The organism is Roseococcus sp. GW821-FHT12F05 (assembly GCF_058806835.1).
Window position 1 is genome coordinate 61093 of sequence record NZ_JBXAQB010000011.1, and the last position, 24064, is coordinate 85156.

The following is a 24064-nucleotide window of genomic DNA, read 5'->3' on the forward strand; positions in this document are numbered from 1 at the left end:
ATGGGCATGACGCATATCGAAGCCGAGGGGCTCGCCATCGAGTTCCCGCTCTACCACCACAATGCGCGCTCGCTGAAGAAGCGGCTGCTTGCCGGCGGCGGGAGGCTGAAGGCCGAGGCGGAGGGCCGCGTCGTCGTGGCGGCGCTGCGCGACCTGTCCTTCCGGATCGGGCGCGGCGAGCGCGTGGCGCTGGTCGGGCCGAACGGCGCGGGCAAGTCCACGATGCTGCGCGTCCTGGCCGGGATCTACGAGCCGGTCGCGGGGCGGCTGACCATCGAGGGCGAGATCGGCTCGCTCATCGACCCTCTGGCGGGCATGGACGGGCTGCTGACGGGGCGGGAGAACATCGTCCTGCGCGGCCTCTACCGCGGCATGACCGAGGCGGCGGCGATCCGGCTGGCGACGGAGATCGTGGATTTCGCCGGCCTCGGCGAGTTCATTGACCTGCCGGTTCGCGGCTATTCCAGCGGGATGGGCGTGCGGCTCGGCTTCGCGCTGGCCACGGCCATGGCGCCGGACATCCTGCTGATGGACGAATGGTTCCTGGCCGGCGACGCCGATTTCATGGCGCGGGCGGAGGAGCGGCTCGCGCGGCTGGTGACGGAATCCGAAATCCTGGTCATCGCGACGCACGATATGGGCATCGTGCGGAAATGGTGCACGCGCCTCATCCGGCTGGAGAGTGGCCGGATCGTCGAGGACGGGCCGGTGACGGAACTCCTGCCGGCGGCCCAGGCAGGGTAGGGGCGCCCCTCCCGGGAAACCCGGTCGCACAGCGGCCGGCGCCGCCCACTCAACTGCCCCGATGGCGCCCCAGCGGCGCGGCGAAGCCAAGCGCGCGGAGCGCGCGCCCGGCGCCTGAGGGCATCAGATATGTATCGCGCGGCCTTCGACGGCGAGCGCGGCTTCCTTCACCGCCTCGTTCAGCGTGGGATGCGCGTGGCAGGTGCGCGCCACGTCCTCGCTGCTCGCGCCGAACTCGATGGCCAGCGCCAGCTCCGCGATCAGCGTGCCGGCATCCGGCCCGAAGATATGCGCGCCCAGCACCTGGTCCGTCTTGGCGTCGGCGATGATCTTCACCTGCCCGTCGGTCTCCGCCATGGCGCGCGCGCGGCCATTTGCCGTGAAGGGGAATTTTCCGACCTTGACCGCCACGCCGCGGGCCTTGAGCTGCTCCTCGGTCTCGCCGACGGAGGCGACCTCGGGCCAAGTGTAGATGACCGAGGGGATGGCGTTGTAGTTGATGTGCGGCTTCTGGCCCGCGATCATCTCGGCCACGGCCGAGCCCTCATCCTCGGCCTTGTGCGCCAGCATGGCGCCGTCGATGCAGTCGCCGATGGCGTAGATTCCGGGGACGCTGGTCTCGAAATGCGGACCCACCTCGACGCGGCCGCGCGGGGTGAGCTTCACGCCCACCGCCTCCAGCCCGAGGCCGGCGAGATAGGGGCGCCGGCCGATGGCCAGCAGCACGATATCGGCGGAGAGCTTCTCCTCGTCGCCGCCGGCGGCCGGCTGCAGCGTCAGATCGACGCCCGCGTCGGTGACCTTGGCGCCGGTCACCTTGGTCTTCAGCTTGAGCTTCATGCCCTGCTTGCTCATGGCGCGCTCGAACTGCTTGCCGATCTCGAGGTCGAGGCCCGGCGCCAGCCGATCCAGGAACTCCACGACCGTCACCTGGGCGCCGAGCCGCTGCCAGACGGAGCCGAGCTCCAGCCCGATCACGCCGCCGCCGATCACCACGAGATGCCCCGGCACCTTCTCCAGCTCCAGCGCGCCGGTGGAGGTGACGATCTTCTTCTCGTCCACCTCGACGCCGGGGAGCGGCACGCTCTCGCTGCCGGTGGCGATGACGATGTTCTTCGTCGCGTATTCCTTGCCGTCCACCGCGACCTTGCCCGGGGCGGTGATGCTGCCCGTGCCCTTCAGCCAGGTGACCTTGTTCTTCTTGAAGAGGAACTCGACGCCCTTGGTGTTGGCGTCCACCACCTTGGTCTTGTGCGCCATCATCTTCGGCAGGTCGTAACTGACCTCGCCCACGATGACGCCGTGGGTCTCCAGCTTGTGCTTCGCCTCCTCGAAATGCTCGGTGGAGTGCAGCAGCGCCTTGGAGGGGATGCAGCCGATGTTCAGGCAGGTGCCTCCGAGCGTCGCGCGCTTCTCGACGCAGGCCACCTTCATGCCGAGCTGGGCCGCGCGGATCGCGCAGACATAGCCGCCGGGGCCGGAGCCGATGACGATGACGTCGAAGCTGCCAGGGGAGCTGTCTGGGACGGTGGCGGACATGAAGGTTCCTCTGCGAAATCCGGCGCAAACTGGCGCGTGGGCGGCCCTGGCGCAAGCTGGCGCCGATGGCGGCGATGGGAAAGGCCGATTGTCCCGAACCCTTCCACCTTGTCATGATCTGGGCATCGATGAGGCCAACGCCATGCACCGAATTCTTCTGTCAGCCATGCTCCTGCTGCCCGCCGCCGGCATCGCCCAGGCGCAGACCTCCGTGGATTGCGCGCGCGTGCTCGACATCAGCAACTGGTCGAGCGACTTCAGCCGCGGCTACTGGACCAACCGGGTGGATCTGCGGAACGTGAGCCAGGCGCGGATCGCCGTTACGCACAGCTACAGCGGCCCGGGCGCCATCATCTCGCCGGCCTCCTCGCTCGCTCCGGGCGGCTTCACCCGGCGCGAGCTGGCGCGGACGCAGGCTCGCCGGAGCGCCACGGAGCTGCAGGCCGCCACCACGCTGACCTGCGTGGTCCAGTGACCCCCCGGGGCGAAAAGTCTTGGCAGGCGGACGGGTTCCATGGCCTGATCCCGGGATGACGGCGCCGTAAGATGCGCCGGTTCAGGGAGGATGTTCATGGGGCTGCCGCTGCAGGGGCTGTCGCGCCGCAATGCCGCTTTGCTGGGGATGGGCGCGCTCGCCGCGCCCCGGATCGCGGGTGCCCAGGGACGCTACCCGGACAAGCCCATCCGCCTGATCATCCCCTGGTCGCCTGGCAGCAGCTCCGACGTGCAGCTCCGCAGCCTCGCCGACCTGGCGAGCCGCGCGCTCGGCCAGCCCGTGGTCGCCGAGAACCGGGCGGGCGCCGGCGGCACGCTGCACGCCGTCACCCTCGCGCGTGAGGCGCGGCCGGACGGCTACACGATCGGCCAGATGCATCTTTCCATCGTCCGCCGGCCCTATCTGGTGCGCACGCCGCAATGGGACGCGACGACCGACTTCACCCACATCATCGGCCTGACCGGCTGGCTCTTCGGCGTGGCGGTGAAGGCGGACAGCCCCTTCCGGACCTTTCCGGAGATGATCGCCCATGCCCGCGCGAACCCGGGCAGCCTCAGCTTCGCCACTTCCGGCATCGCCACCACCAACCACCTCGCCATGGAGGACATCGCGGCGAAGGAGCGCGTGGAGCTCACCCACGTGCCCTTCCGCGGATCGAGCGAGGGCGTCACCGCCGTGCTCTCCGGCAATGTCAGCATGATCGCCGACAGCAGCACCTGGGCGCCGCAGGTCGAGGCCGGCGCCATGCGCCTCCTCTGCGTCTGGACCCCCGAGCGCGTGGCCCGCTTCCCCGACGTGCCGACGCTGAGGGAACTGGGCTACGACATGGTCGTCACCTCGCCCTACGGCATCAGCGGCCCGGCGCGCATGGATCCGGGCGTGGTGCGCGTGCTGCACGACACGCTGAAAGAGGGGCTGATGAGCGCGGAGAACACCCGCGTGCGTGGCCAGTTCGACATGCCGCTCGCCTACCTCGACACCGAGCAGTACCAGGACTTCATCCTCCGCAGGGCTGCCTACGAACGCGAGATCGTCACGCGGCTCGGCATCCGGATGGACGCGTGATGGAGGCCCCCTTGAACCGCCGCGCGCTTCTCGCCCTGCCGCTGCTCGCGGCCCCCGCCGTTGCGAGCGCCCAGGGCCGCTATCCGGAACGGCCCATCCGGCTGATCATCCCCTGGCCGCCGGGTGGCAGCGCCGATGCGCAGCTGCGCAGCATCGGTGAGCTGGCCACGCGGGTGCTGGGGCAGTCCGTCGTCATCGAGAACCGCAGCGGCGCCGGTGGCACGCTGCACGCCGTCTACCTGGCGCGCGAGGCCCGGCCGGACGGCTATACGCTCGGCCAGATGCATCTGTCGGTGGTGCGCCGTCCCTATCTCGTGCGCGCGCCGCAATGGGACGTGACGACGGATTTCACGCATATCATCGGCATGACCGGCTGGCTCTTCGGCGTGGCGGTGAAGGCGGACAGCCCGTTCCGGACCTTCCCGGAGATGATCGCCCATGCCCGCGCCAATCCGGGCAAGCTCAGCTACTCCACCTCGGGCATCGCCACCTCCAACCATCTCGCCATGGAGGACCTCGTGGCGCGCGAGCGCGTGGAGCTCACCCACGTGCCCTTCCGCGGCGCCAACGAGGGCGTGACGGCGGTACTTTCCGGCAGCGTGGACATGATCGCCGACAGCAGCACCTGGGCGGGCAATGTCGAGGCCGGGCAGATGCGCCTGCTCTGCGTCTGGTCCGAGGAGCGCGCGCCGCGCTTCCCCAGCGTGCCGACGCTGAAGGAGCTGGGCTACGACATGGTGGTGACGTCGCCCTACGGCGTCAGCGGGCCGCCGCGCATGGATCCCGGCGTGGTGAAGGTGCTGCACGACGTGATGCGCGACGCGCTGATGAGCCAGGAGAACACGCGGGTGCGCGCGCAGTTCGACATGCCGCTCGCCTACCTCAACACCGAGCAGTACCAGGACTTCATCATCCGTCGCGCCGCCTATGAGCGTGAGATCGTGACGCGGCTCGGCATCCGGATGGAGTGAGGGCGATGCAGCGCCGCACGCTCCTCGCCGCCCTGCCGCTCGCGACCCCGGCCTTCGGCCAGGCGCGCTACCCCAACCGGCCCATCCGCTTCCTCATCCCCTGGCCACCCGGCGGCAGCCTCGACGCGCTGCACCGGCAGATGTTCGAACTGGCCGGGCGCGACCTCGGCCAGAACTTCGTGATCGAGAACATGCCGGGCGCCCGCGGCACGCGCGCCGCCTTCTTCCTCACGCAGCAGGCGCGGCCGGACGGCTACACGCTGGCGCATCATCACCTTTCGATCCTGCGGCACCCCTTCCTGACGCGGCAGCCGACCTGGGATCCGGTCGTGGATTTTTCCTACGTCATGCAGATCACGGGCTTCGTCTTCGGCACGGCGGTCCGCGCCGACAGCCGCTGGCAGAGCTTCGACGACCTCATGCGCGAGGCGCGCGAGAAGCCGGGCACGCTGACCTACTCCACCTCCGGCATCGCGACGACGAACCACCTGGCGATGGAGGATATCCTGGCCCGCCGCGGTGGCCGCATGGAGCACATCCCCACGCGCGGGGCGCAGGAGGGGGTGACCATGCTGCTCGGCCGCCAGATCGACGTGGTGGCCGATGCGCAGAGCTGGCGGCCGCAGGTGGAGAGCGGCGAGTTCCGGCTGCTCTCGGCCTGGACGCCGACGCGGCTGGGCTCGGCGCCCAATGCGCCGACCTTGCTGGAGCTGGGCTTCGGCATGAGCGTGACCTCGCCCTACGGAATCGTGGGACCGAAGGGGATGGAACCGGAGCTGGTGGACGTGCTGCATCGCTCGCTGAAGAAGGCGCTGGACGACGAGCTGTGCCAGGCGATCGCGCGGCGCTGGGAGCTGCCGGACGAGTATCTCGGACCGCAGGAGTACCTGGCCTTCGCGCAGGAGCGAGTGCTCTACGAGCGCGACATGGTCAGGCGGCTGAACCTGAGCATCGACGGGTAGCTACTCGGCAGCTGAGACCCGCGTCCTCCAGGCAAAAGCCCGTCGCGAGACCTGCCCGGCCAGTTGCCGGCCGTATCGGGTGGTCGGCAGGTCGACGAGGCGATAGGTGGCTTCCGCCAGTAGGAGGGACAAAGCGAGGGCCAGCGGCACAATCGTGGCGAAGCCGATATTCTGCGACCAGACCCCCTCAAACCCCGTTCGCATCGCGATCTCGCGAGTCACGACATAGGCCGGCATGTGGCAGAGGTAGAGCGCGTAGGATCGGTCTCCCAGCCAGGCGAGGCCTCGGCTGAGGAGGCCGCGCCCGAAGGTGCAGTCGAAAGACGCAACCCAGAGGGCGGCCGCTGACGCGACGGCGATGAAGGTGGTATCGAAGGGCGCGAGCCAGTTCGGTATCAGGGGGATCGCCACGATGCTCGCCGTAAGGAGCACGAGCCGGACGGACCGGTGCCGAAGAAATGCCCAGGACACCTGATGAAAGCGCGTCCGGGTGAGGGCATAGCAGGCGACCCCGAGATAGAGCCCATCGAACCGCAGGTGCCAGGCCAGGGAATGCACGGGCTTGGGCACAAAGGCGAAGGCGAGGGCCCCTGCGAGACCGATGAGCAGGATGAATCGAAATCTCAGGAACAGGAACAGCACCGAGAGGATGAGATAGAACTGCTCTTCCCTGGAGAGGCTCCAATAGATAGAATTGGCGTAGGGATTGGCACAGGTGAGTTCATAGGCCTGATTGGCCACGCAGCTCGCCATGTAGAAATTCGCGTAGCCGAACATGGCGGCGAGCGCGCCCGGCAGCACGAGCTGGGGCTGCATCGCCGGCGTCTTGATAATGAATGGGCTGATGGCCAAGACCAGAAGAGCCCAAAGCCAAGCGGCCGGGATAATCCGAAAAAAGCGCTTGATCCAAAATATACAGGTATCTTTGAACGTCAGTTTGAATTCAGCGATTCGATCAGATTTTCCAAGAATTGATTTCGCTATGACAAATCCAGAAATTCCAAAAAATAGATCTACCCCTGTCCAGAAATGACCGCCCTGCATAAAGCGTACAAACCAGGGCGGTGAGGGTAGATAATGTACCGCGTGCTGAAGCAATACAAAAATAATGGCGATCGCTCGAAGTATTTGTATTTCCCGATTTTTTTCTTGAAGCAGTTGAGTCGGCATTTTCAATATCTCGGCGCGATCAGGCCACGTTCTGCATTCCGACCGCGAAAGTAAATCACGCCAGTCCCAGCGCCCAGAGCAGCACGCCCTTCTGTGCATGCAGCCGGTTCTCCGCCTCATCGAAGACCACGCTCTGCGGTCCGTCGATCACCTCGTCGGTGATCTCCTCGCCGCGATGCGCCGGCAGGCAGTGCATCACGATGGCGTCGGGCGCCGCATGCTTCAGCAACGCCGCGTTTACCTGGTAGGGCGCCAGCAGGTTGTGCCGCTGGCGCGCGCTGGTCTTGTCGTCGCTCATCGAGACCCAGGTGTCGGTCACGACGCAGCGCGCGTTGCGCACCGCCTCCTGCGGGCTGCTGGTCAGCTCCACGCGCGCGCCCTGCGCCCGGGCCCAGGCGAGCAGCTCCGGCTCCGGCCGCAGCTCGGGCGGCGTCGCCACGTTCAGCGTGAAGTCGAAGCGCGCCGCCGCCTGGATGAAGCTCTGGGCGACGTTGTTGCCGTCGCCCGTCCAGGCCACCGTCTGGCCGGCGATCGGCCCGCGATGCTCCTCGAAGGTCATCACGTCGGCCATGAGCTGGCAGGGGTGCGACACGTCGGTGAGGCCGTTGATGACCGGCACCGTCGCGAATTCCGCCAGCTCCCGCATCTTGGAGACGCGGTCGGTGCGCAGGATGATCGCATCCACGTAGCGGGACAGCACGCGCGCCGTATCGGCCGGCGTCTCGCCGCGTCCCAGTTGCGTGTCCTTGCCCGCCAGCGTCACGACCTCGCCGCCGAGCTGGCGGATGCCGACCTCGAAGCTGACGCGCGTGCGCGTCGAGGGCTTCTCGAAGATCATGGCGATGTGCTTGCCCGCCAGTGGCTTGCCCCCGACCTCGCCGCGTTTGGCGCGGGAGCCGAGGTCGAGCATGCGGCGCAGCGTCAGCGCGTCATGATCCATGAGCTCGAGGAAGTGGCGCGGCGCGCCACTCGTCTCGATGGGCTTCAGCACGGCGCTCACTTGGCGAGCGCCGGCGACTTGGCGGGCGTGAGCTTCGTGCACGCGCGGTCGATCGCGGCCAGCGCCTCGTCCACCTCGGCCTCGGTGATGATGAGCGGCGGGGCGACCCGCAGCACGTTCATGCCCGCGGCGACGGTGAGCAGCCCCTCGGCCACGCAGGCCGCCTGCATCTCGCCGTTCGACACCTCGGGCAGCAGCTTGAGGCCGACCAGCAGCCCTGCGCCCTGCACCTTCTCGACGACATGCGGATGCCGCTCGGCCAGCGCCACCATCCCGTTCCAGAGATAGCGCGCCACATGGTCCACCCGGGCGAGGAAGCCGTCCCCCAGGATCACGTCCAGCACGGCATTGCCGGCCGCGCAGGCCAGCGGTCCGCCGCCATAGGTGGTGCCGTGCGTGCCGGGCTTCAGGTGCTTGGCCACCTTCTCCTTGGCCAGCACCGCACCGAGCGGAAAGCCGCCGCCGATGCCCTTGGCCGAAGAGATGACGTCCGGCTCGATGCCGGCCCATTCATGCGCCCAGAGCTTTCCCGAGCGGCCCATGCCGGTCTGCACCTCGTCCAGCGCCAGCAGCAGGCCGAACTCGTCGCAGACGGCGCGCAGCTCGCGCAGGAAGCGGAGGTCCGCCGGACGCACGCCGCCCTCGCCCTGGATGGGCTCGATCATGATGCCGCCGGTCGCGGGCGTGATGGCGTCGCGCACGGCGTTCATGTTGCCGAAGGGCACGTGGTCGAAGCCCTCCACCGGCGGACCGAAGCCGGCCAGGTACTTCTCGTTGCCCGTGGCGCTCAGCATCGCGAGGGTGCGGCCGTGGAAGGCGCCCTCGAAGCAGATCATCCGGAACTTCTCGGGATGGCCGTTCTCCGCATGATACTTGCGGACCGCCTTCACCATGCCCTCGTTCGCCTCGGCGCCCGAGTTGCAGAAGAAGACGGAGTCGGCAAAGGAGGCCGCCACGTGCCGGGCTGCCAGCTTCTCGGCCTGCGGCACCCGGTAGAGGTTGCTCACATGCATGACCTTGCCCGCCTGCTCGGCGATGGCCTGCACCAGGTGCGGATGCGCGTGGCCGAGCGAGGTGGTGGCGATGCCGGAGCCGAAGTCGAGGAATCGTCGCCCGTCTTCCGTCCACACATAGGCGCCTTCGCCCCGCTCGAAAGCGAGGTCGGCACGGTTGTAGGTCGGCATCAGGGCGGGGATCACGCTTCAGCGCTCCTCTGGAGTCCTCTCCTCGCACAATGCGGGGAGAAACCTCCAGTTTGGAGCAAAAGCCGCAGAAATCAATCCGCTTGCCCCCGAAGAGGCCATGAAGAGCTGATTACCGTCCCGTGTTGGGCATGGGACCGCCCGTCGGCACGATATCGCCACCCGAGCCGCCGGTCGGCGCGGCGTTGAAGCGGCCGATATTGCCGAAGAGCGCCTGCAGGATGCTGCGGTCGTTGCCCGGCGTCGGCGTCTCCCGGCTGACGAAGCTCACGCTCGGCATGTCGGCCTGGCCGATCTCCCGCACGCCGGTGACGGTGCCCTGCGAGTTGAAGGCGATCGCCAGCACGCGCTGGTTGCGCACCGCCAACGTCCGGGCCGGGCGCAGCTGCGTCTGGCTGCTGAAGTAGTACCAGTTGTCGTCCGTGAAGGTGCTGGTCTGGCTCGGGCTGCCGAGCAGGGCCTGCACGTCGGAACGCGTGGTGACGCCGGGCGTGATCTGCTGGATCTGCTCCTCGGACACGGCGTGGCCGCGGGGGACGATCGGCGTCGAGAAGACGTTGCGTGGCCGCTCCGGCGCAGGGGGCAGGTAGGCGCACCCGGCCAGCGCCGGCGCGGCCAGGAGCAGCGCGGCCAGGAGGGGCTTGCGGATGTTGACCGGGGCGGTTTGTCGGGCCATGTGCCGGATTAACGACACCCGGCCGTTGCGGTCAATGCGCGCTTCGACCGCCCTTCCAGGAACCCTCCCATCATGGGCCTCTTCGGCCTCTTCCGCCGCCCCCGCCATGAAAGGACCGGCTTCCTCCTCTATGGCGCCGCGGTGACGGCGGCGCGCGAGCCCCGCTTCTATGCGGAGGTCGGCGTGCCCGACACCGCGGCCGGGCGCTTCGAGCTGGTGGCGCTGCATGTGGCGCTCCTCATCCGCCGTCTGCGCATCGAAGGCGACCGGACCGCCGACGAGCTGGCCCAGGCGGTCTTCGATGCCATGTTCGCCGACATGGACGTGAACCTGCGCGAGATGGGCATCGGCGACCTCAGCGTCGGCAAGCGCGTGAAGATGCTCTGGGAAGGCTTTCATGGCCGGGCGCAGGCCTATGCCGAGGCGCTGGCCGCCGGCGACGAGGCCGGGCTCGCCGCCGCGCTGGCGCGCAATGTCTGGGTGAAGGAGCCGGCCCCGGACGGCGCGCCGGAGGCCCTGGCCCAACAGGCGATCCGGGCCGACGGGGTCATCGCCGGCCAGCCGGTCGCCGCCCTGCTCGAGGGAAAGGTGCATTTCACATGAATCCCGAATTCAGCCATCGGTTGCCCCTGGCCCAGGTGCCGGCCGCCGGCCGCGACCTCCGGCTGGAGGCGGGCCCGGCCGAGCGCGAGGCCCTGGCCCGCCGACTCGGCCTGCTGGCGCTGCACGCCCTCGTGGCCGAACTGCACCTCGTGCCGGATGCCGAGGGCGCGATCCGGGTCACCGGCCGTATGACGGCCGAGCTCGACCAGGAATGCGGCGTCACCCTCGTCCCCGTGCGTCAGTCGGTCGCGGAGGAGGTCGCCTGGCGCCTGCTGCCGGAGGGCATGGAGCCCTCCGACGGCGAGGAGGATCCGGACGATATCGAGAGCGAGCAGGGCGCCGCCGACCTGGGCGAGGCCCTGGCGCAGCAGCTTTCGCTGGCCATCGATCCCTATCCCCGCGCGCCCGGCGCCGAGCTCCCGGCGGGACTCGGGGACCAGGGCGCGCATGGCCCCTTTGCGGCCCTGTTGAAGCTCAAGCGCCCCTGACGGTTGCGCGGCGGGGAGGATGGGTGCTAAGCGCCCCCCTCTCTGCCGTTGCACGCCCGCCGCGGTGGCCCCCGCTTGGGCAGAGCGCCCCGTGAATCCGAGTTGAAAGGCTGGCTCCATGGCCGTCCCTAAGAAAAAAGTCTCGCCCTCCCGCATGGGCATGCGCCGCAGCCACCACGCGGTCGCCAAGGAAGCGCATCTGGAGTGCTCCAACTGCGGCGAGCTGAAGCGCCCGCACCATGTCTGCTCCGCCTGCGGCCATTACGACGGCCGTGAGGTCGCGGCTGCCGATGCGCTGAAGGGCGTGGTCCGCGCCTGACGTGACGGGCAGCGGGCGCCCCAGACGGTGAGTATCCGTCGGTGAACATGGCGGCGCCCGCCGACGGGAGCCTCCGCCGGTTTTCCCTGGCCATCGACGCGATGGGCGGGGATCACGCGCCGGACAGTGTCCTCGACGGACTCGAGCTTGCCGCCGAGCGGCATCCCCAGGCGCAGTTCCTGCTGCTGGGCGATGAGGCGCGCCTGCGGGAGGCGCTCGCGCGCCGGCCGCGCGCGGCGAAGCTCTGCGTCGTCCGCCACGCGCCGGACGCCATCCCCGGCGACATGAAGCCGACCCAGGCGCTGCGCCAGGGCCGCAAGTCCTCCATGCGCCTGGCCATCGACGCGGTGGCCTGCGGCGAGGCCGCGGGCGTCGTCTCCGCCGGCAACACCGGCGCGCTGATGGCGCTGGCCAAGATCGTCATCAAGACCATGCCGGAGATCAGCCGGCCGGCGCTGGCCGCCATCGCGCCCTCGCTGCGCGGCGACGTGGTCATGCTCGACCTCGGCGCCAACGTGCAGTGCGACGCGCGCAACCTGGTCGAGTTCGCCATCATGGGCGACGCCTTCGCGCGTGCCGTGCTCGGCCTGCCCAGCCCCACCATCGGCCTGCTCAACGTCGGCTCCGAGGAGCTGAAGGGCGACGACCGCGTGCGTGAAGCAGCCGACGTGCTGCGTGACAGCCATGCCGGGCTGAATTTCCATGGGTTTGTCGAGGGCCACGACATCTCCGCCGGCACCGTCGACGTCGTCGTGACCGACGGCTTCACCGGCAACGTTGCGCTCAAGACGGGCGAGGGCGTCTACAAGCTGATGCGCGACCTGCTGAAGCAGGTCTTCACCTCCACCATCCCGGCGCGGATGGGCTACCTGCTCGCGCGCCCGGCGCTGGAGCGGCTGCGCGAGTGGATGGACCCGCGCCGCTACAACGGCGCCATCCTGCTCGGCCTCAACGGCGTCGTCGTGAAGTCGCATGGCGGCACCGACGCGACCGGCTTCGCCCACGCCGTCGACGTCGCCATGGACATGGTGACGCACGGCTTCACCCAGACCATCCGCGAGAGCCTCTCGCGCCTCGCCGCGAGCCCGGCCGCCGTCGCCGTTCCCCCGCTCGCCGCTCAGCAGGACTGACCAGCCTTGTCTCTTCGCTCCGTGATCGCCGGCTGCGGCGGATATCTTCCCGCGAACGTCCTCGACAACGAGGCGCTTGCGGAGAGGTTCGGCCTGGACACCAGCGACGAATGGATCCGCGAGCGCAGCGGCATCCGCCAGCGCCACCTTGCCGGTCCCGACGACAGCGCGACCTCGATGGGCGCCGAGGCCGCGCGCCGGGCCCTGGCGCAGGCCGGCACCGAGGCCTCCGAGGTGGATGCGGTCATCTGCGCGACCTCCACGCCGGACAACGCCTTTCCCTCGACGGGGGCGCATATCCAGGCGGCGCTCGGCATCACCAAGGGCTTCGCCTTCGACATCTCGGCCGCCTGCACGGGGTTCATCTATGCGCTCGCGGTGGCCGACGCGATGATCCGCGCGGGACAGGCGCGCTGCGTGCTGGTCGTCGGTACCGAGGTCTATTCGCGCATCCTCGACTGGACGGACCGCGCCACCTGCGTGCTCTTCGGCGACGGCGCGGGCGCCGTGCTGCTGCGCGCCGAGGAGGGCAGCAACCGCGGCGTGCTCTCGACGCACCTGCATGCGGACGGCACCCAGGCGGGAATCCTCTATGTCGAGGGCACGACGGGGCCGCTGCGCATGGCGGGCAAGGAGGTGTTCCGGCAGGCCGTGAACAAGCTCTCCTCCGCGGTGGACGAGGCGCTGGTGGCCAACCAGCTCGACAAGGGCGACGTGAACTGGCTGGTGCCGCACCAGGCGAACATCCGCATCATCGACGCGATGGGCCGCAAGCTCGGCCTTTCGCCGGATCGCGTGGTGAAGACGGTGGACCGGCACGCCAACACCTCGGCCGCCTCGGTGCCGCTGGCGCTGGCCGAGGCGGTCTGCGACGGGCGCATCCGCCGGGGTGACCTGGTGCTGCTCGAGGCGATCGGCGGCGGGCTGACCTGGGGCGCGGCGCTGGTTCGCTTCTGACCGGCGGCTCTTTCCGGTTTCCCGGACCTCCGATCAGTCTTCATCGGAATCAAAAGTAGCAACGCAGCGCCACCGCCGGATTTTGCCGCACCCTGGGAAGGGTGCAGTCTGGCATCCATGCCCAACATTGCCCTCATCGGCCCAGGTGCGATCGGCGCGACGGTGGCGGCGCGCCTCGCGCAGAATCCGGACAACCGTGTCGCCGTCTGCACCCGGACGCCCTTCGACCATCTGCGAATCGACGCCCCCGAGGGGGTGATCTCCGCCGCTCCGCGCGTGCTGCTCGCGCCGACCGAGGCGCGGCCGGTGGATTGGGTGCTGGTCGCCGCCAAGGCCTATGACACGGAGGGCGTGGCCGCTTGGCTGCCTGGTCTCGTCGGCGTCGGGACTCGCGTGGCGATCCTGCAGAACGGCGTCGAGCATCGCGAGCGCTTCGCCGCCCATATCGCCGCCGAGGCGCTGCTTCCCGTGATCGTGGACCTGCCGGCGGAGCGGCTGGCGCCGGGCCATGTGCGTCAGCGCCGTCGCGGCACGCTTGCCGTGCCGGCCGGCCCGGCCGGCGACGCCTTCGTGGCGCTGTTCGAGGGGGTAGGGCTGGACGTCTCGACCTCGGCCGATTTCCGCACGCAGGCCTGGCGCAAGCTCGTCGTGAACAGCGCCGGCGCGGTGTCGGCGCTGACCCTGAAGCCTGCCGGGATCGCGCGCGACGAGGCGATCGGCGGGATCATGCTGGCGCTCATGCGGGAATGCCTTGCGGTCGGGCGGGCCGAGGGCGCGGTGCTGGAGGATTCGCTGCCGGAGGAGGTCCTGGCCGGCACCCGGAGCGGCCCGCCGGACTCGATCAACTCCCTGCTTGCGGACCGGCTGGCCGGGCGCCGGCTGGAGACCGACGCCCGCAACGGCGCCGTGGTCCGCATCGGCCGGCGGCACGGTATCGACACGCCGGTGAACGCGATGGTCGTGGCGCTGCTGGAGGCGGCGTCCGGTCCGGGATGACGTGGCGCGGGACTTGCTGCGTCACCGCTGAACCGTCCCAGGATCTCCCATGCGCCGTCGTTCTGCCCTGCTTCTCGGCACCGCCTGCCTTGCCGCGCCGCAAATCGTCCGGGCGCAGGGCGCCTCCACCATCCGGATGATCGTGCCCTTCGCCCCGGGCGGCGCCTCGGACGTGACGGCGCGGATCGTGCAGCCGGGATTCTCGGCGGCGCTCGGGCGTACCGTGGTCATCGAGAACCGGCCGGGCGCGAGCGGCTCCGTGGGCTCGGTGGTGCTGATGCGCGCGCCGGCCGATGGCAGCGTGATCGGCATCTCCAACACCTCGCCGCACGGGATCGTGCCGCTCGCCGCGGTGACGCCGCCCTACGACGGCGACAAGGATTTCACGCACATCGCCATGGTCGCCGACACGCCGACCATCCTGCTGGTGCCCGCGAACAGTCCCTATGCCGACTTCCCCGCACTGCTGAACGCCGCGCGCACCAAGCCGGACGGGATCACCTTCGGCACCACGGGTGTCGCCGGCCTCCAGCACCTGCAGGGCGAGATGATGGCGCGCGTCGGCCGGATGCGCATGGTCCATGTGCCCTATCGCGGCACGGGCCCGGCGCTCCAGGCGACGATCGCCGGCGAGGTGGACTGCCTGCTGACGCCCATGGCTGGCACGACCGGCGCCATCGAGGCCGGGCAGGTGCGGGCGCTGGCCATCTCGACGCCCGAGCCCTTCGCGGCCGCGCCGGGCGTGCCGACCTACGCCTCGTTCGGCATGCCGCAGCTGACGGTGTCGTCCTGGACGGGAATCTCGGGGCCGAAGGGGATGCCGGTGCCGGTGGTGGCGGAGATGCACGCCGCGGTGCAGCGCGTGCTGGCCGATCCGGACACGGGACGGCGGCTGGTGGCGGCCGGGCTCTACCCGCTGCCGCGCCCGGTCTCGACGGCGGAATACCAGCAGGTCCACACGGATTTCGCGCGGGTCTGGGGGCCGGTGGTGCGCGAGGCGGGGATCAAGCTGGACTGAAAGCGGTGCGCTCGTGCGAAGGGAAATGCGCACAACGAATCCGGCCCCAGAGCGGCCGGCGCCGCTCAACTGACCATGCTGCCCGGCGCGTCAGTTGCGCGGCGAAGCCAAGGCGGCGGAGCCGCCGCCCGGCGTCTGAGGGCAAAATCAGGTATCGCTGAGTCGCCCCAGCCCCGGCGCCAGCTCCGGGAAGAAGTGATCCACGTCGTCGAAGAAGAGCGACGCGATGCGCCGGTAGCCCCAGTCGGTGAAGTGCACGCCGTCCTCCGCACGGAAGGTCCGTGCGCCGCGGTCCAGCGTCACGCTCGGCATGAAGCGGCCCTGCGGGTCGCTCGTCGCGTCCCAGGTGGGGATCCAGACGCCGCCGGCCGCGACCACCGCATTCTGCTGGATCTCGTTGAGCTGCCGGGCCGCGTCGGCGAACTGCGCATTGCGCATGTTGGGCAGCCCGAACCACACCACCCGCGCGCCGGAGGTGATGGCCGGCGTCACCATCTCGGTCACGCGGCGGCCGTAGCCATCCGCAAAGCCCTGGGTGCCGAAGGCGAAGCGCATCCGCTGCTCGCGCACGACGAGGGGACGGAAGTCGTTGGCGCCGATCCAGAAGATGACGAGGTTGGGACGGTTCCGCGCCACGAGATCGCGCGCGGCCGTCGGCCAGTCGTGCTCATCGCTGCGGGTCACGCCGGTGGCGTGCAGCGTCCCGTTGACGAGGCGAAGGTTCTCGCGCCGGCGCAGCACGCCGTTGAGGGACAGGAACATCCCCTGTGCCAGGGAATCGCCGCAGAAGAGGATTCTCACCTGCTCGGGCGGCGTGCGCTCGACGGCCGGCTGGGCCGGCAAGGGCTGTGCCAGCGCCGCGCCGGCCGAGGCGAGCAGCATCATGGCACCGTGGATGAGACGTCGGCGGGAGATCAGGAATTCATCGACACCGACGGCCACGCCGCGTTCTCCGAGAGGGGACAGAGTTGCAAGAGCCAGCTATATCACGGGCATGGCCATGATGAAGTGCCGAGCCTTATGAAATGCTGAATCGCCGAGGTTTTTTCTCTGTCATGACCGGGGCCATGAGCGCCGGTCTCGCCGGCTGCCAGGGCGGCGGAGCCGCCCCGCGCGGGCCCGAGGATCTGCCGCCGTCGCAGGACCCGATCTTCGTCGCGCAGTCCGCGCCGGACCCGGGACTCGATGCCGTGCTGCCAGTCAGCGCAGGCGGGGATTCCTTCGCGCCGCTGGGCGCCGCGCTGCGCAGCATCCAGCGCGGCGACCGCGACGCGCGCGCGCTCGTGATGATCATGGGGGACAGCCACACGGCCGGCCCTGTCATGGTCGAGCACCTGCGCGGGCTCTTCCAGTCGCGCTTCGGCGCCATCGGCGTGGGGCGGCTCTCGCCGGGGCGCTCGCAGCGCTACTTCAACCCTTCCGCGGTCACGCTCGGCCAGACCGGCGAATGGACGGCGCGCAATGCGCTGCGCGCCTCCTCGCCGGGCCCCTTCGGACTCACCGGCTACCGGCTGAGCGGCTCCGGCGCAGGCGACCTCATCACGCTGCGCTCCGACGAGCTCGAGGGCTTCGACCGCGTGCACCTTTCCATGCTGGCGGGCCCCGAATCCGGCAGCTTTCGGCTCCGCGTGGACGGCAACTGGATCGGGCCCGCGACGCTCAAATCGGCGCGACCCGAGTTCCGGCCGATGTTCCTCGACGTGCCGCCGGCCAGCCGCGAGATCGCGATCGAGTTGGTCGGCGACGGCCAGGTGGAGCTGCTGGGCTGGGGCCTGGACCGGCGCGGCCGCGGCGTGCTGGTGGAGGCCTTCGGCATCAACAGCGCGACGCTGTCCACGCTGGATAACCGCGACCCCGACATCCTCCGGCGCGAGCTCACGGCCAAGCCGCCGGCGCTGCTCATCCTGGAATTCGGCACCAACGAGGCGACCGACCCGGATTTCGACGGCGAGGCCTATGCCGCCGCGCTGACGCGCCAGATCCAGCGGCTGCGCCAGATCCTGCCGCGCAGCGGCATCCTATTGATGGGCGTGCCCGATGCGGGCCGGCCGGTGCGCCTGCCGCCCATCCGGCGCGGCCGCCGCCTCGTGCCCCAACGCCAACCGACGGGCTGCGCGGCCGCCACGCCGCTGGTGGCGCTCGCGCGCGTCCGCGCCGTGCAGCGCGCCGTCGCGCAGAGCCAGCGCGTGGGCTTCTTCGACTGGAGCGCGGAGGTGACGCACAGCACCTGCCGCCTGCAGGCCCTGGCGAGCGGCGAGGCGCCGCTGATGCGCGGCGACTTCGTGCATTTCACGCCGGACGGCTATCGCCTCACCGCCGAGAAGCTGCATGCGCACATCCTGCGCGGCACGGGGCTCGGCTCGCGCAGCTCCAACGCCTGACCGGTGCTTTTCCCGACCGGCATCTTCGCGATCTTCTTCGCGGCCGTCTTCCTGGTGCACTGGACGCTGGTGCGCGTCCGGCCGTCGCTGGACCGCTGGTTTCTGCTGGCGGCGAACCTGGTCTTCTACGCCTTCTGGAGCGTGGAGTTCTGCGCGGCGCTGATCGCGGTCGGGCTCTGGACCTGGGGTGTCGGGCTGATCGCCGCGAAGGGGCGGTCGCGTCCCGCGCTTTGGGTCGGCGTGGCCGGTGCGCTCGGCTGGCTCTTCTACTTCAAGTACACGAACTTCTTCCTGCAGGAGATCGTCGCGCGGCTGGGTTTTCCCGCGCCGCTGCTCGACATCGTGCTGCCCATCGGCATCTCCTTCTACTGCTTCCAGGCCATCTCCTATATGGTCGACGTCTACGCCGGCGATGCCGAGGTCGAGACCAACCCGCTGAACGTGCTGGTCTACCTGACCTTCTTCCCGCACCTGGCGGCGGGGCCGATCGTGCGCGCCGCGCATTTCCTGCCGCAGCTCGCCGTACCGCCGGACCGCTACCGCATCCCGGTCGCGATGGCGGGAATCCTCATCCTGGGCGGGCTGTTCAAGAAGATGGTCATCGCGAACGAGCTCGCGACCGGCATCGTCGATCCCGTCTTCCGCGATCCGACAGCCTATGGCGCGGGGGATATCGTGCTCGCCAGCTACGGCTACACGATCCAGATCTTCTGCGACTTCTCCGCCTATTCCGACATGGCGATCGGCTTCGCGGCGCTGCTCGGCTTCCATTTTCCCAAGAATTTCGACCAGCCCTTCCGCGCCGTCTCGCTCTCCGAGTTCTGGCGGCGCTGGCACATCTCGCTCTCCACCTGGCTGCGCGACTACCTCTACATCCGCGCGCTGGGCGGCAACCGCCGGGGCGAGGCGCGGACGCGCTTCAACCTGATGGCGACCATGGTCCTCGGCGGCATCTGGCACGGCGCCAACTGGACCTTTCTGCTGTGGGGCGCGATCCACGGCGTGGCGCTGGCGGTCGAGCGCGCGCTGGGCGGGCGGGCGCTGCCGCGGACGAAAGGCGCCGTCTTCCTGCGCTGGCTGATCACCTTCCACGTGGTGATGCTGGCCTTCGTGCTCTTTCGCGCGCCGGATCTCGGCACCGTGGCTTCGCTGGCGGCCGGTCTCGGCGACGGGCTGCCGAGCGAGGCCGTCACCTGGCGTCTCGCGGCGCTGGCGGCGCTGGGCCTGGCGATCCACTTCCTGCCGTCGGACCTTCGCGAGCGCGTCGAGGATCGGCTGCGGCCGCTGCCGCCGGCGGTGTTGGGCGCGGCGCTGGGCCTCGCGCTGGTCGCGATCCTGCTGGCCGGGCCCGAGGGCGTGGCACCCTTCATCTACTTCCAGTTCTGAGGAGGACAGGATGCAGCAACCCTGGCTGAACCCTCCCGGCACCGAGCCCCGGCGTGGCGTCCCCGACGACTTCTCGCCGGCCACCACGACCATGAACTGGCGCGCCGCGGTGCTGGCGCTCGGCATCGTCTGGCTGATCCTGCTGGCCGGCCGCTCCGAGGCGATCGTGGACGCGGCCTACGGCCTGCCCGTCGCGCCCGGGACGGAGACGCTCATCGCCGTGGCGGAAGCCTGGAACGATGCCCTTTCCACGGTCGGCATCCCGCAGGCACTGGCCGCGGTGCGGGAGGCGCTCGCCATAGGGCGCTGATCAGGCGCCGGCGAGGGAATGGCGCCCGAGGATCTCGGCGAGGCCGGCCCACCAGGCCTGGTAGGCGGTGCCCGTCGAGGGGTGGATGCCGTCGCGCGAGGGAAAGCTGCAGCGCGACTGGCGGCCGGAATTGATCGCGGGCAGGTCGCGCAGCTGGTCCGAGGCCTGCCGCCGCAGCTGGGCGAGCACGCGGTCCAGCGCGAGGCTGCCGCGCTCCAGCTGGTCGTCCTGCGAGAAGCAGCCGGGCGTGGCCCAGATCACCTGCTCCGCATCCCATTTGGCCATGATCTCGGCGATGCGCGCGGGGTAGGCCTGGGCCTCCGCGGCGCTCATGCCGCGCAGGTCGTTGGTGCCGAAGACCAGGATCAGCCGGCGGGCGCAGCGCGGCTCCTGCGCGCGCAGCCAGTTGAGGGCGGCGCCTCCCTGCGCGATCACCTCGAAGCCGAGCGCCCGCGCATAGGGGCCCATGCCCACGGCCAGGCTGTCGCCCAGGAGGATGTCGGGGCAGGCGGTTCCGGCGCGGGCCGGGGTGGGAGACGAGGCGATCGCCAGGAAGGCGGCGAGGGCGAGGCCCATCGAGACAGGCAGGGAAGCGACGAGGCTCCGATGGAACAGGCTCATTTCGGTCGTGACTCCTTCCTGGGGCCTGCCGCTTCCTGGCACCCCCCTGGTGAATTTTCAATGAACGGGAATGGCTTCCCTGCGGGCGGACAGCCCTGGCGCGCCCGCGCCCCGGGGTCGACCAAGAAACATGGTTGACGTGGGGGTCGCTTACCGGCTTTCCTGCCGCTTCAAGCACTTGCAGGGTAGACCAACGCCATGGAGACGTTGACGCGCTCGGGGCTCGCCGAAGCCATCTATGCGGCGGTCGGACTGTCCCGGAACGAGTCCGCCGCCCTGCTGGAGGCGGTGCTCGAACGCGTCGCCAGCGTGCTGGAGACGGGCGAGTCCGTGAAGATTTCCGGCTTCGGCACCTTTCTCATTCGGCAGAAGGGGCAGCGGATCGGCCGCAACCCCAAGACCGGCGTGGAAGTCCCCATCCTCCCGCGTCGCGTGCTGACCTTCCGGCCCAGCCAGGTGCTCAAGGCCCGGATCAACGGGGAGAGCATCGGAGCCGAGGACGCGAAGGCCGACGGCGCGTGAGTGGCCTGCCCGATCTAGAGGATCGGCCCCGGCCGCGCAAATCGGCGCAGGCCTTCCGGACCATCAGCGAGGCCGCGGACCAGCTCAACGTGCCGCAGCACGTGCTGCGCTTCTGGGAGACGAAGTTCCCGCAGCTCAAGCCGCTCAAGCGCGGCGGCGGCCGGCGCTACTACCGGCCGGAGGACCTCGCGCTGCTGAAGCGCATCTCCGACCTGCTCTACACGCAAGGCTATACGATCAAGGGCGTGCAGCGGCTGCTGGGCGAGGGCGAGCCCGAGCTGCCGCTGGGCGAGCCGCCGGAGGAGAACGCGCTGGCGCGCGTGGTGGCGGAGCTGGAGGCGATCGCGGCGGCGCTGAAGCAGCTTTAGCTGCAGGCACGGTCCCGGCAGGTCTGCTGCGTGTCGTAGAACTCGCGGAACTCCGCGATCCGATCGCCGTCGAGCTTCACGAAATCCGCCTTGGCGTAGCGGCAGATGTTGCCGGTGGCCTCGTAGCGAACCGTGGCCCAGGCCAGGATCGCGACCCACTCGCCCTGCGCAATCACCTGCTCGACCTCGTAGCCCACGACTTTCGCCTCGGCCTCGATGCGCGCGAAATACGTCTCGACGCCCTCGCGGCCACGATACTCGCCCGCCCAGGGTATGGTGTCCTCGCCGATGGAAAGCCATCGCGAGTCCGGCGTCAGCGCAGCATAGAGCGGCTCGCGGTCACCGGCGGCATAGCGGCTGTAGAGATCGTTCACGCGCGCGACGCTGCGCTCGGTCAGGGTCTCGGACATGGAGCGGCTCCCGATGATTGGGCACGAGACTGGCCCGGGGCGCCGCCCCATGTCCATCACATCGTCAGTCGTCGTAGGCGAGCAGCGTCTCGACCGGCACGTCCAGCCGCTTGCGGCCTTCGAGGAAGGTGAGCTCGATCAGCGCCGCCACGGCCGGCACCACAGCGCCGGCCTCCTGCAGCAGCGAAACGCCCGCGGACATGGTCCCGCCGGTGGCGAGCAGGTCATCCAGCAGCACCACCCGCTGACCGGGGATCACGGCGTCCTCCTGCATCTCGATGCGGTCCGTGCCGTATTCGAGCGCGTAGTCGTAGCCGACGGTGCGGCCCGGCAGCTTGCGCGGCTTGCGCAGCATGATGAAGCCGAGGCCGAGCTCCAGTGCGAGCGGCGCCGCCAGCAGGAAGCCGCGGCTCTCGATGCCGGCCAGCAGGTCGGGCCGATAGGGGGTGATGCGCGCCGCCATCGCGGCCATCGCGGCCTTCCAGGCCGGGCCGTGCCGCAGCAGCGTGGAGATGTCGTAGAAGAGGATCCCCGGCTTCGGGAAATCGGGGATGCCACGGATGTGGGTCTTGAGTTCTTGCTCGGTCACGGCTTTCTTCGCATGGGGCGGGCGGCGCGGAGGCGCCGAGGCATGGTCCCACGCCGAAACTAGCCTCGCCGATCAACCGCCCGCAAGCTTCCCCCTCGCGCCGCTTGCGAAGATGTCCGAAAAGGTTCTGTCACTCTCATGTCACGAGGCAAGATCGCGCTGTTGATCGGCGTCATCGGGTTCATCGCCTATATCGGAATCGTGGTCGCGATCGGGGATTTCTTCGTGCGTCAGCATTGGGCGATACAGGCCCTGTACTACATCGTTACGGGATTTGTCTGGGTCTTTCCGGCCATCCGGCTGATCAAATGGGGTGCCCGCTCACCCCGCTGATCGCTCACACGGCGCCCGAGGCGCGCACCACCGGGCCCCAGCGCGTGTATTCGCCACGGACCCAGTCGGCGAGGCCGGCCTGTGGCACCGCCTCCGTCGCCACGAAGGCGTAGGAATCGAGCCGCTCGCGCACCGCGGATTCGGCCAGGATCGCGGTGACCGCGGCGGAAAGGCGTTCCACGATGGGGGCCGGCGTGCCGGCCGGCGCGCAGAGCAGGAACCAGTTCAGACTCACGACGTTGGGGAAGCCCGCCTCGCGCGCCGTCGGCACGTCCGGCAGGATGGCCGCGCGCTGAGCCGAGGAGACGCAGAGGCCCTTCAGGTTGCCGGCGCGGATCGCGGCGACATTGGCCGCCGCGGTGTCCCACAGCGAGGTGGTGCTGCCGCTCAGCACGGCGGTCTGCGCCTCGGGGGCGCCGCGGAAGGGAGCGTGCAGCAGCTGCGCGCCGCTCTCCATGCCGAAGAGCACGCCGGTCAGGTGGCCCATGGAGCCGATGCCGGAGGAGCCGAAGCTCACCGAATCCGGGGAGCGCTTCGCTGCCGCGGCGTAGGCCGCGAGATCCTGGATCGGCGCGTTGCCGGCGACCGCGCAGACGATGGGCGCGCCGCCCATCAGCGAGACGTATGTGAAGCTGCGTGCCGCGTCGTAAGGCAGGTTCGCCTGCATCTGCGGCAGCAGCACGAGTGGGCCCGGCGTGGTCAGCAGGAAGGTGTAGCCGTCGGGCGCGGCGCTGGCCGCGGCCCCCAGGCCCACCGCGCCACCGCCGCCGGCCCGGTTGTCGATGACGAAGGGCTGGCCGAGCACGCGCTCGAGCCGCTCGGCGACGGGCCGCATCATGAGGTCGGAGGCGCCGCCGGGCGTGAAGGGGATCACCACGCGCACCGGCCGGGCGGGCCAGGCGGGTTGGGCCTGGGCCGCCGCTGGCGCGGCAAGCAGCGGGGCGGCGGCGAGGAGCTGGCGGCGGTTCATGGTCGTTTCCCTGAAGGTTCGTAACCTACAAGCAATCTCCGTGCCCGTCGCCCGCAACGGATCGCCGTAGGGCCGAAGAGCCCGCAGGCGTGAATCCGTTGCGCAGCCAAGCGTCAATCGCCGGTCATCGTCATCCCGCCGGGATTGATCGTGACCGTGCCGGGACCGGAGATCGAGACCGGCGCGCTGAGCGCCGACCAGGTGAGCGCATTGCCGCTGGAGGCCGCGTCGAACAGGCCGATATGCGAGTAGGTGCCGGCCGCGGCCGTGAAGGTGAAGCGCACCGCCTCGGCGTTCTGCTGCACGCCCGTGCCGGTGAAGGTCACGCGCTGGCGGGCATAGCCGTTGCCCACGGGCTCGCCGGCGATGCCGGTCGGGTCGCTGCCGCCGGTGCCGAGCGCGAGGTAGACCGCGCTCGGCAGCACGGGCGAGCGGCCGCAGACCGCGCGGGTGAGGACGTTCTTGGCGTAATCGGTGAGGGAGCTCATCGGGTGGTTCCTTCTGCTGGAGCGTGAAGCGGGGTCAGATGTCGGTGGCGGCGGCGAAGACCGGGGGCAGGGCGCCGCCGTCGGCGTCGAGTCCGGCCGGCTGGGCACGGATCGCGCGATAGAGGTCGTCGATGGCGAGCCGGCCGGGGTCGTCCATCGCGTCCTGCCCGAAGCGGAAGTTGAGCCGCTGGAGCGGCGCCTTGCCGCCGCGCCGCGCCGCCTCGTCGAGGTAGCCGTGCAGCTGCGTCTCCACGACGCCGGCGACGCGGTCGAACTGCAGGTGGGTGAGCCGCCAGTACGCGGCGACGACGCCGGTCCCGTTGATCTCGATGGGTTTGAGGAAGGCCATG

General features: G+C 69.8%; 30 protein-coding genes. 18 read left to right on the forward strand and 12 right to left on the reverse strand.

All coding sequences use genetic code 11. The annotated features are described in order from the left end of the window. Window positions 1-6 precede the first annotated feature (6 nt). Window positions 7-744 carry an ABC transporter ATP-binding protein gene (locus tag AC1ROY_RS23130; RefSeq protein WP_493151256.1) on the forward strand — a complete coding sequence of 246 codons (738 nt, stop codon included), beginning with the start codon at window positions 7-9 and terminating at the stop codon, window positions 742-744. 123 nt (window positions 745-867) lie between these two features. Here AC1ROY_RS23130 and lpdA read toward each other — a convergent pair whose 3' ends face one another. After that, entirely contained in the window at window positions 868-2283 is a 1416-nt protein-coding gene (gene lpdA / locus AC1ROY_RS23135; RefSeq protein WP_493151257.1) for a dihydrolipoyl dehydrogenase, read from the reverse strand. Between the two features lie 142 nt (window positions 2284-2425). Here lpdA and AC1ROY_RS23140 point away from each other — a divergent pair, with 142 nt between their 5' ends. The 4 genes from AC1ROY_RS23140 (at window position 2426) to AC1ROY_RS23155 (ending at window position 5777) form a co-directional block, all read left to right on the forward strand. Continuing rightward, a complete protein-coding gene (locus AC1ROY_RS23140) occupies window positions 2426-2758 on the forward strand; it encodes a hypothetical protein (protein ID WP_493151258.1) in 333 nt (110 codons plus the stop codon). A gap of 96 nt (window positions 2759-2854) precedes the next feature. Next, window positions 2855-3844: a tripartite tricarboxylate transporter substrate binding protein gene (locus AC1ROY_RS23145; protein WP_493151259.1), complete on the forward strand. Its 990-nt coding sequence runs from the start codon at window positions 2855-2857 to the stop codon at window positions 3842-3844. Window positions 3845-3855: 11 nt separating this feature from the next. Next, complete coding sequence (locus AC1ROY_RS23150; RefSeq protein WP_493151260.1) at window positions 3856-4815, forward strand: tripartite tricarboxylate transporter substrate binding protein; 960 nt, start codon at window positions 3856-3858, stop codon at window positions 4813-4815. Between the two features lie 5 nt (window positions 4816-4820). Continuing rightward, window positions 4821-5777: a tripartite tricarboxylate transporter substrate binding protein gene (locus tag AC1ROY_RS23155; protein WP_493151261.1), complete on the forward strand. Its 957-nt coding sequence runs from the start codon at window positions 4821-4823 to the stop codon at window positions 5775-5777. On the opposite strand, the gene AC1ROY_RS23160 is transcribed toward AC1ROY_RS23155, so the two are convergent. The 4 genes from AC1ROY_RS23160 to AC1ROY_RS23175 form a co-directional block, all read right to left on the reverse strand. Further along, a complete protein-coding gene (locus tag AC1ROY_RS23160; protein WP_493151262.1) occupies window positions 5778-6947 on the reverse strand; it encodes an acyltransferase family protein in 1170 nt (389 codons plus the stop codon). A gap of 55 nt (window positions 6948-7002) precedes the next feature. Next, complete coding sequence (gene argF / locus AC1ROY_RS23165; protein WP_493151263.1) at window positions 7003-7947, reverse strand: ornithine carbamoyltransferase; 945 nt, start codon at window positions 7945-7947, stop codon at window positions 7003-7005. Further along, the gene (locus AC1ROY_RS23170) at window positions 7944-9146 is read right to left on the reverse strand and encodes an aspartate aminotransferase family protein (protein ID WP_493151264.1); all 1203 of its coding nucleotides are present in this window, start codon (window positions 9144-9146) and stop codon (window positions 7944-7946) included. Before AC1ROY_RS23170 ends, argF begins: the two co-directional genes overlap by 4 nt. A gap of 115 nt (window positions 9147-9261) precedes the next feature. After that, window positions 9262-9825 (reverse strand): outer membrane protein assembly factor BamE, encoded by a 564-nt coding sequence (locus AC1ROY_RS23175; protein ID WP_493151265.1) that lies wholly within the window; start codon window positions 9823-9825, stop codon window positions 9262-9264. Window positions 9826-9897: 72 nt separating this feature from the next. On the opposite strand from AC1ROY_RS23175, the gene AC1ROY_RS23180 reads away from it, so the two are divergent. The 7 genes from AC1ROY_RS23180 to AC1ROY_RS23210 all read left to right on the forward strand — a co-directional run bounded on the left by AC1ROY_RS23180 (window position 9898) and on the right by AC1ROY_RS23210 (window position 15336). After that, window positions 9898-10428, forward strand: a complete 531-nt coding sequence (locus tag AC1ROY_RS23180; protein WP_493151266.1) for a ubiquinol-cytochrome C chaperone family protein — start codon at window positions 9898-9900, stop codon at window positions 10426-10428. Continuing rightward, window positions 10425-10916, forward strand: coding sequence for a DUF177 domain-containing protein (locus tag AC1ROY_RS23185; RefSeq protein ID WP_493151267.1), 492 nt, complete (start codon window positions 10425-10427; stop codon window positions 10914-10916). Before AC1ROY_RS23180 ends, AC1ROY_RS23185 begins: the two co-directional genes overlap by 4 nt. A gap of 118 nt (window positions 10917-11034) precedes the next feature. Then, window positions 11035-11235: a 50S ribosomal protein L32 gene (gene rpmF, locus AC1ROY_RS23190; RefSeq protein ID WP_493151268.1), complete on the forward strand. Its 201-nt coding sequence runs from the start codon at window positions 11035-11037 to the stop codon at window positions 11233-11235. 47 nt (window positions 11236-11282) lie between these two features. Beyond that, complete coding sequence (gene plsX, locus AC1ROY_RS23195) at window positions 11283-12365, forward strand: phosphate acyltransferase PlsX (protein WP_493151269.1); 1083 nt, start codon at window positions 11283-11285, stop codon at window positions 12363-12365. A 6-nt stretch (window positions 12366-12371) separates the two neighbouring features. Further along, window positions 12372-13322, forward strand: a complete 951-nt coding sequence (locus AC1ROY_RS23200) for a beta-ketoacyl-ACP synthase III (protein WP_493151270.1) — start codon at window positions 12372-12374, stop codon at window positions 13320-13322. Window positions 13323-13439: 117 nt separating this feature from the next. Then, window positions 13440-14318 carry a 2-dehydropantoate 2-reductase gene (locus AC1ROY_RS23205; RefSeq protein ID WP_493151271.1) on the forward strand — a complete coding sequence of 293 codons (879 nt, stop codon included), beginning with the start codon at window positions 13440-13442 and terminating at the stop codon, window positions 14316-14318. 49 nt (window positions 14319-14367) lie between these two features. Then, window positions 14368-15336 carry a Bug family tripartite tricarboxylate transporter substrate binding protein gene (locus AC1ROY_RS23210; RefSeq protein WP_493151272.1) on the forward strand — a complete coding sequence of 323 codons (969 nt, stop codon included), beginning with the start codon at window positions 14368-14370 and terminating at the stop codon, window positions 15334-15336. A gap of 147 nt (window positions 15337-15483) precedes the next feature. Here the strand turns inward: AC1ROY_RS23210 and AC1ROY_RS23215 are convergent, their stop codons facing one another. Continuing rightward, window positions 15484-16278 carry a DUF459 domain-containing protein gene (locus tag AC1ROY_RS23215; RefSeq protein WP_493151273.1) on the reverse strand — a complete coding sequence of 265 codons (795 nt, stop codon included), beginning with the start codon at window positions 16276-16278 and terminating at the stop codon, window positions 15484-15486. Window positions 16279-16403: 125 nt separating this feature from the next. Between AC1ROY_RS23215 and AC1ROY_RS23220 the strand changes: the two genes are divergently transcribed. The 3 genes from AC1ROY_RS23220 to AC1ROY_RS23230 are packed head-to-tail and all read left to right on the forward strand — an operon-like array spanning window position 16404 to window position 19413. Further along, window positions 16404-17717: a GDSL-type esterase/lipase family protein gene (locus AC1ROY_RS23220; protein ID WP_493151274.1), complete on the forward strand. Its 1314-nt coding sequence runs from the start codon at window positions 16404-16406 to the stop codon at window positions 17715-17717. Window positions 17718-17720: 3 nt separating this feature from the next. Beyond that, window positions 17721-19103 carry an MBOAT family O-acyltransferase gene (locus AC1ROY_RS23225; RefSeq protein ID WP_493151275.1) on the forward strand — a complete coding sequence of 461 codons (1383 nt, stop codon included), beginning with the start codon at window positions 17721-17723 and terminating at the stop codon, window positions 19101-19103. Between the two features lie 10 nt (window positions 19104-19113). Continuing rightward, window positions 19114-19413, forward strand: a complete 300-nt coding sequence (locus AC1ROY_RS23230; RefSeq protein ID WP_493151276.1) for a hypothetical protein — start codon at window positions 19114-19116, stop codon at window positions 19411-19413. Here AC1ROY_RS23230 and AC1ROY_RS23235 read toward each other — a convergent pair whose 3' ends face one another. Further along, the gene (locus AC1ROY_RS23235) at window positions 19414-20034 is read right to left on the reverse strand and encodes an SGNH/GDSL hydrolase family protein (protein WP_493151277.1); all 621 of its coding nucleotides are present in this window, start codon (window positions 20032-20034) and stop codon (window positions 19414-19416) included. It abuts the gene before it with no gap. 198 nt (window positions 20035-20232) lie between these two features. Between AC1ROY_RS23235 and AC1ROY_RS23240 the strand changes: the two genes are divergently transcribed. Next, on the forward strand, window positions 20233-20556 hold the full coding sequence (locus AC1ROY_RS23240) for an integration host factor subunit alpha (RefSeq protein ID WP_493151278.1): 324 nt from the start codon (window positions 20233-20235) through the stop codon (window positions 20554-20556). Further along, window positions 20553-20924 carry a MerR family transcriptional regulator gene (locus AC1ROY_RS23245; RefSeq protein WP_493151279.1) on the forward strand — a complete coding sequence of 124 codons (372 nt, stop codon included), beginning with the start codon at window positions 20553-20555 and terminating at the stop codon, window positions 20922-20924. The genes AC1ROY_RS23240 and AC1ROY_RS23245 overlap by 4 nt, the downstream gene beginning before the upstream one ends. Here the strand turns inward: AC1ROY_RS23245 and AC1ROY_RS23250 are convergent. Both AC1ROY_RS23250 and AC1ROY_RS23255 read right to left on the reverse strand, forming a co-directional pair. After that, complete coding sequence (locus AC1ROY_RS23250; protein WP_493151280.1) at window positions 20921-21334, reverse strand: nuclear transport factor 2 family protein; 414 nt, start codon at window positions 21332-21334, stop codon at window positions 20921-20923. The genes AC1ROY_RS23245 and AC1ROY_RS23250 overlap by 4 nt on opposite strands. Window positions 21335-21398: 64 nt before the next feature. Further along, window positions 21399-21923, reverse strand: coding sequence for an adenine phosphoribosyltransferase (locus AC1ROY_RS23255; RefSeq protein WP_493151281.1), 525 nt, complete (start codon window positions 21921-21923; stop codon window positions 21399-21401). Window positions 21924-22085: 162 nt separating this feature from the next. On the opposite strand from AC1ROY_RS23255, the gene AC1ROY_RS23260 reads away from it, so the two are divergent. Continuing rightward, window positions 22086-22256, forward strand: coding sequence for a DUF2842 domain-containing protein (locus AC1ROY_RS23260; RefSeq protein ID WP_493151282.1), 171 nt, complete (start codon window positions 22086-22088; stop codon window positions 22254-22256). 4 nt (window positions 22257-22260) lie between these two features. On the opposite strand, the gene AC1ROY_RS23265 is transcribed toward AC1ROY_RS23260, so the two are convergent. From AC1ROY_RS23265 to AC1ROY_RS23275, 3 genes are all read right to left on the reverse strand, one after another. Then, entirely contained in the window at window positions 22261-23226 is a 966-nt protein-coding gene (locus tag AC1ROY_RS23265) for a Bug family tripartite tricarboxylate transporter substrate binding protein (protein WP_493151283.1), read from the reverse strand. Window positions 23227-23339: 113 nt separating this feature from the next. Continuing rightward, on the reverse strand, window positions 23340-23714 hold the full coding sequence (locus tag AC1ROY_RS23270) for a phage tail fiber protein (protein WP_493151284.1): 375 nt from the start codon (window positions 23712-23714) through the stop codon (window positions 23340-23342). A gap of 34 nt (window positions 23715-23748) precedes the next feature. Further along, window positions 23749-24063: a hypothetical protein gene (locus tag AC1ROY_RS23275; RefSeq protein WP_493151285.1), complete on the reverse strand. Its 315-nt coding sequence runs from the start codon at window positions 24061-24063 to the stop codon at window positions 23749-23751. Window position 24064: the final 1 nt, after the last annotated feature.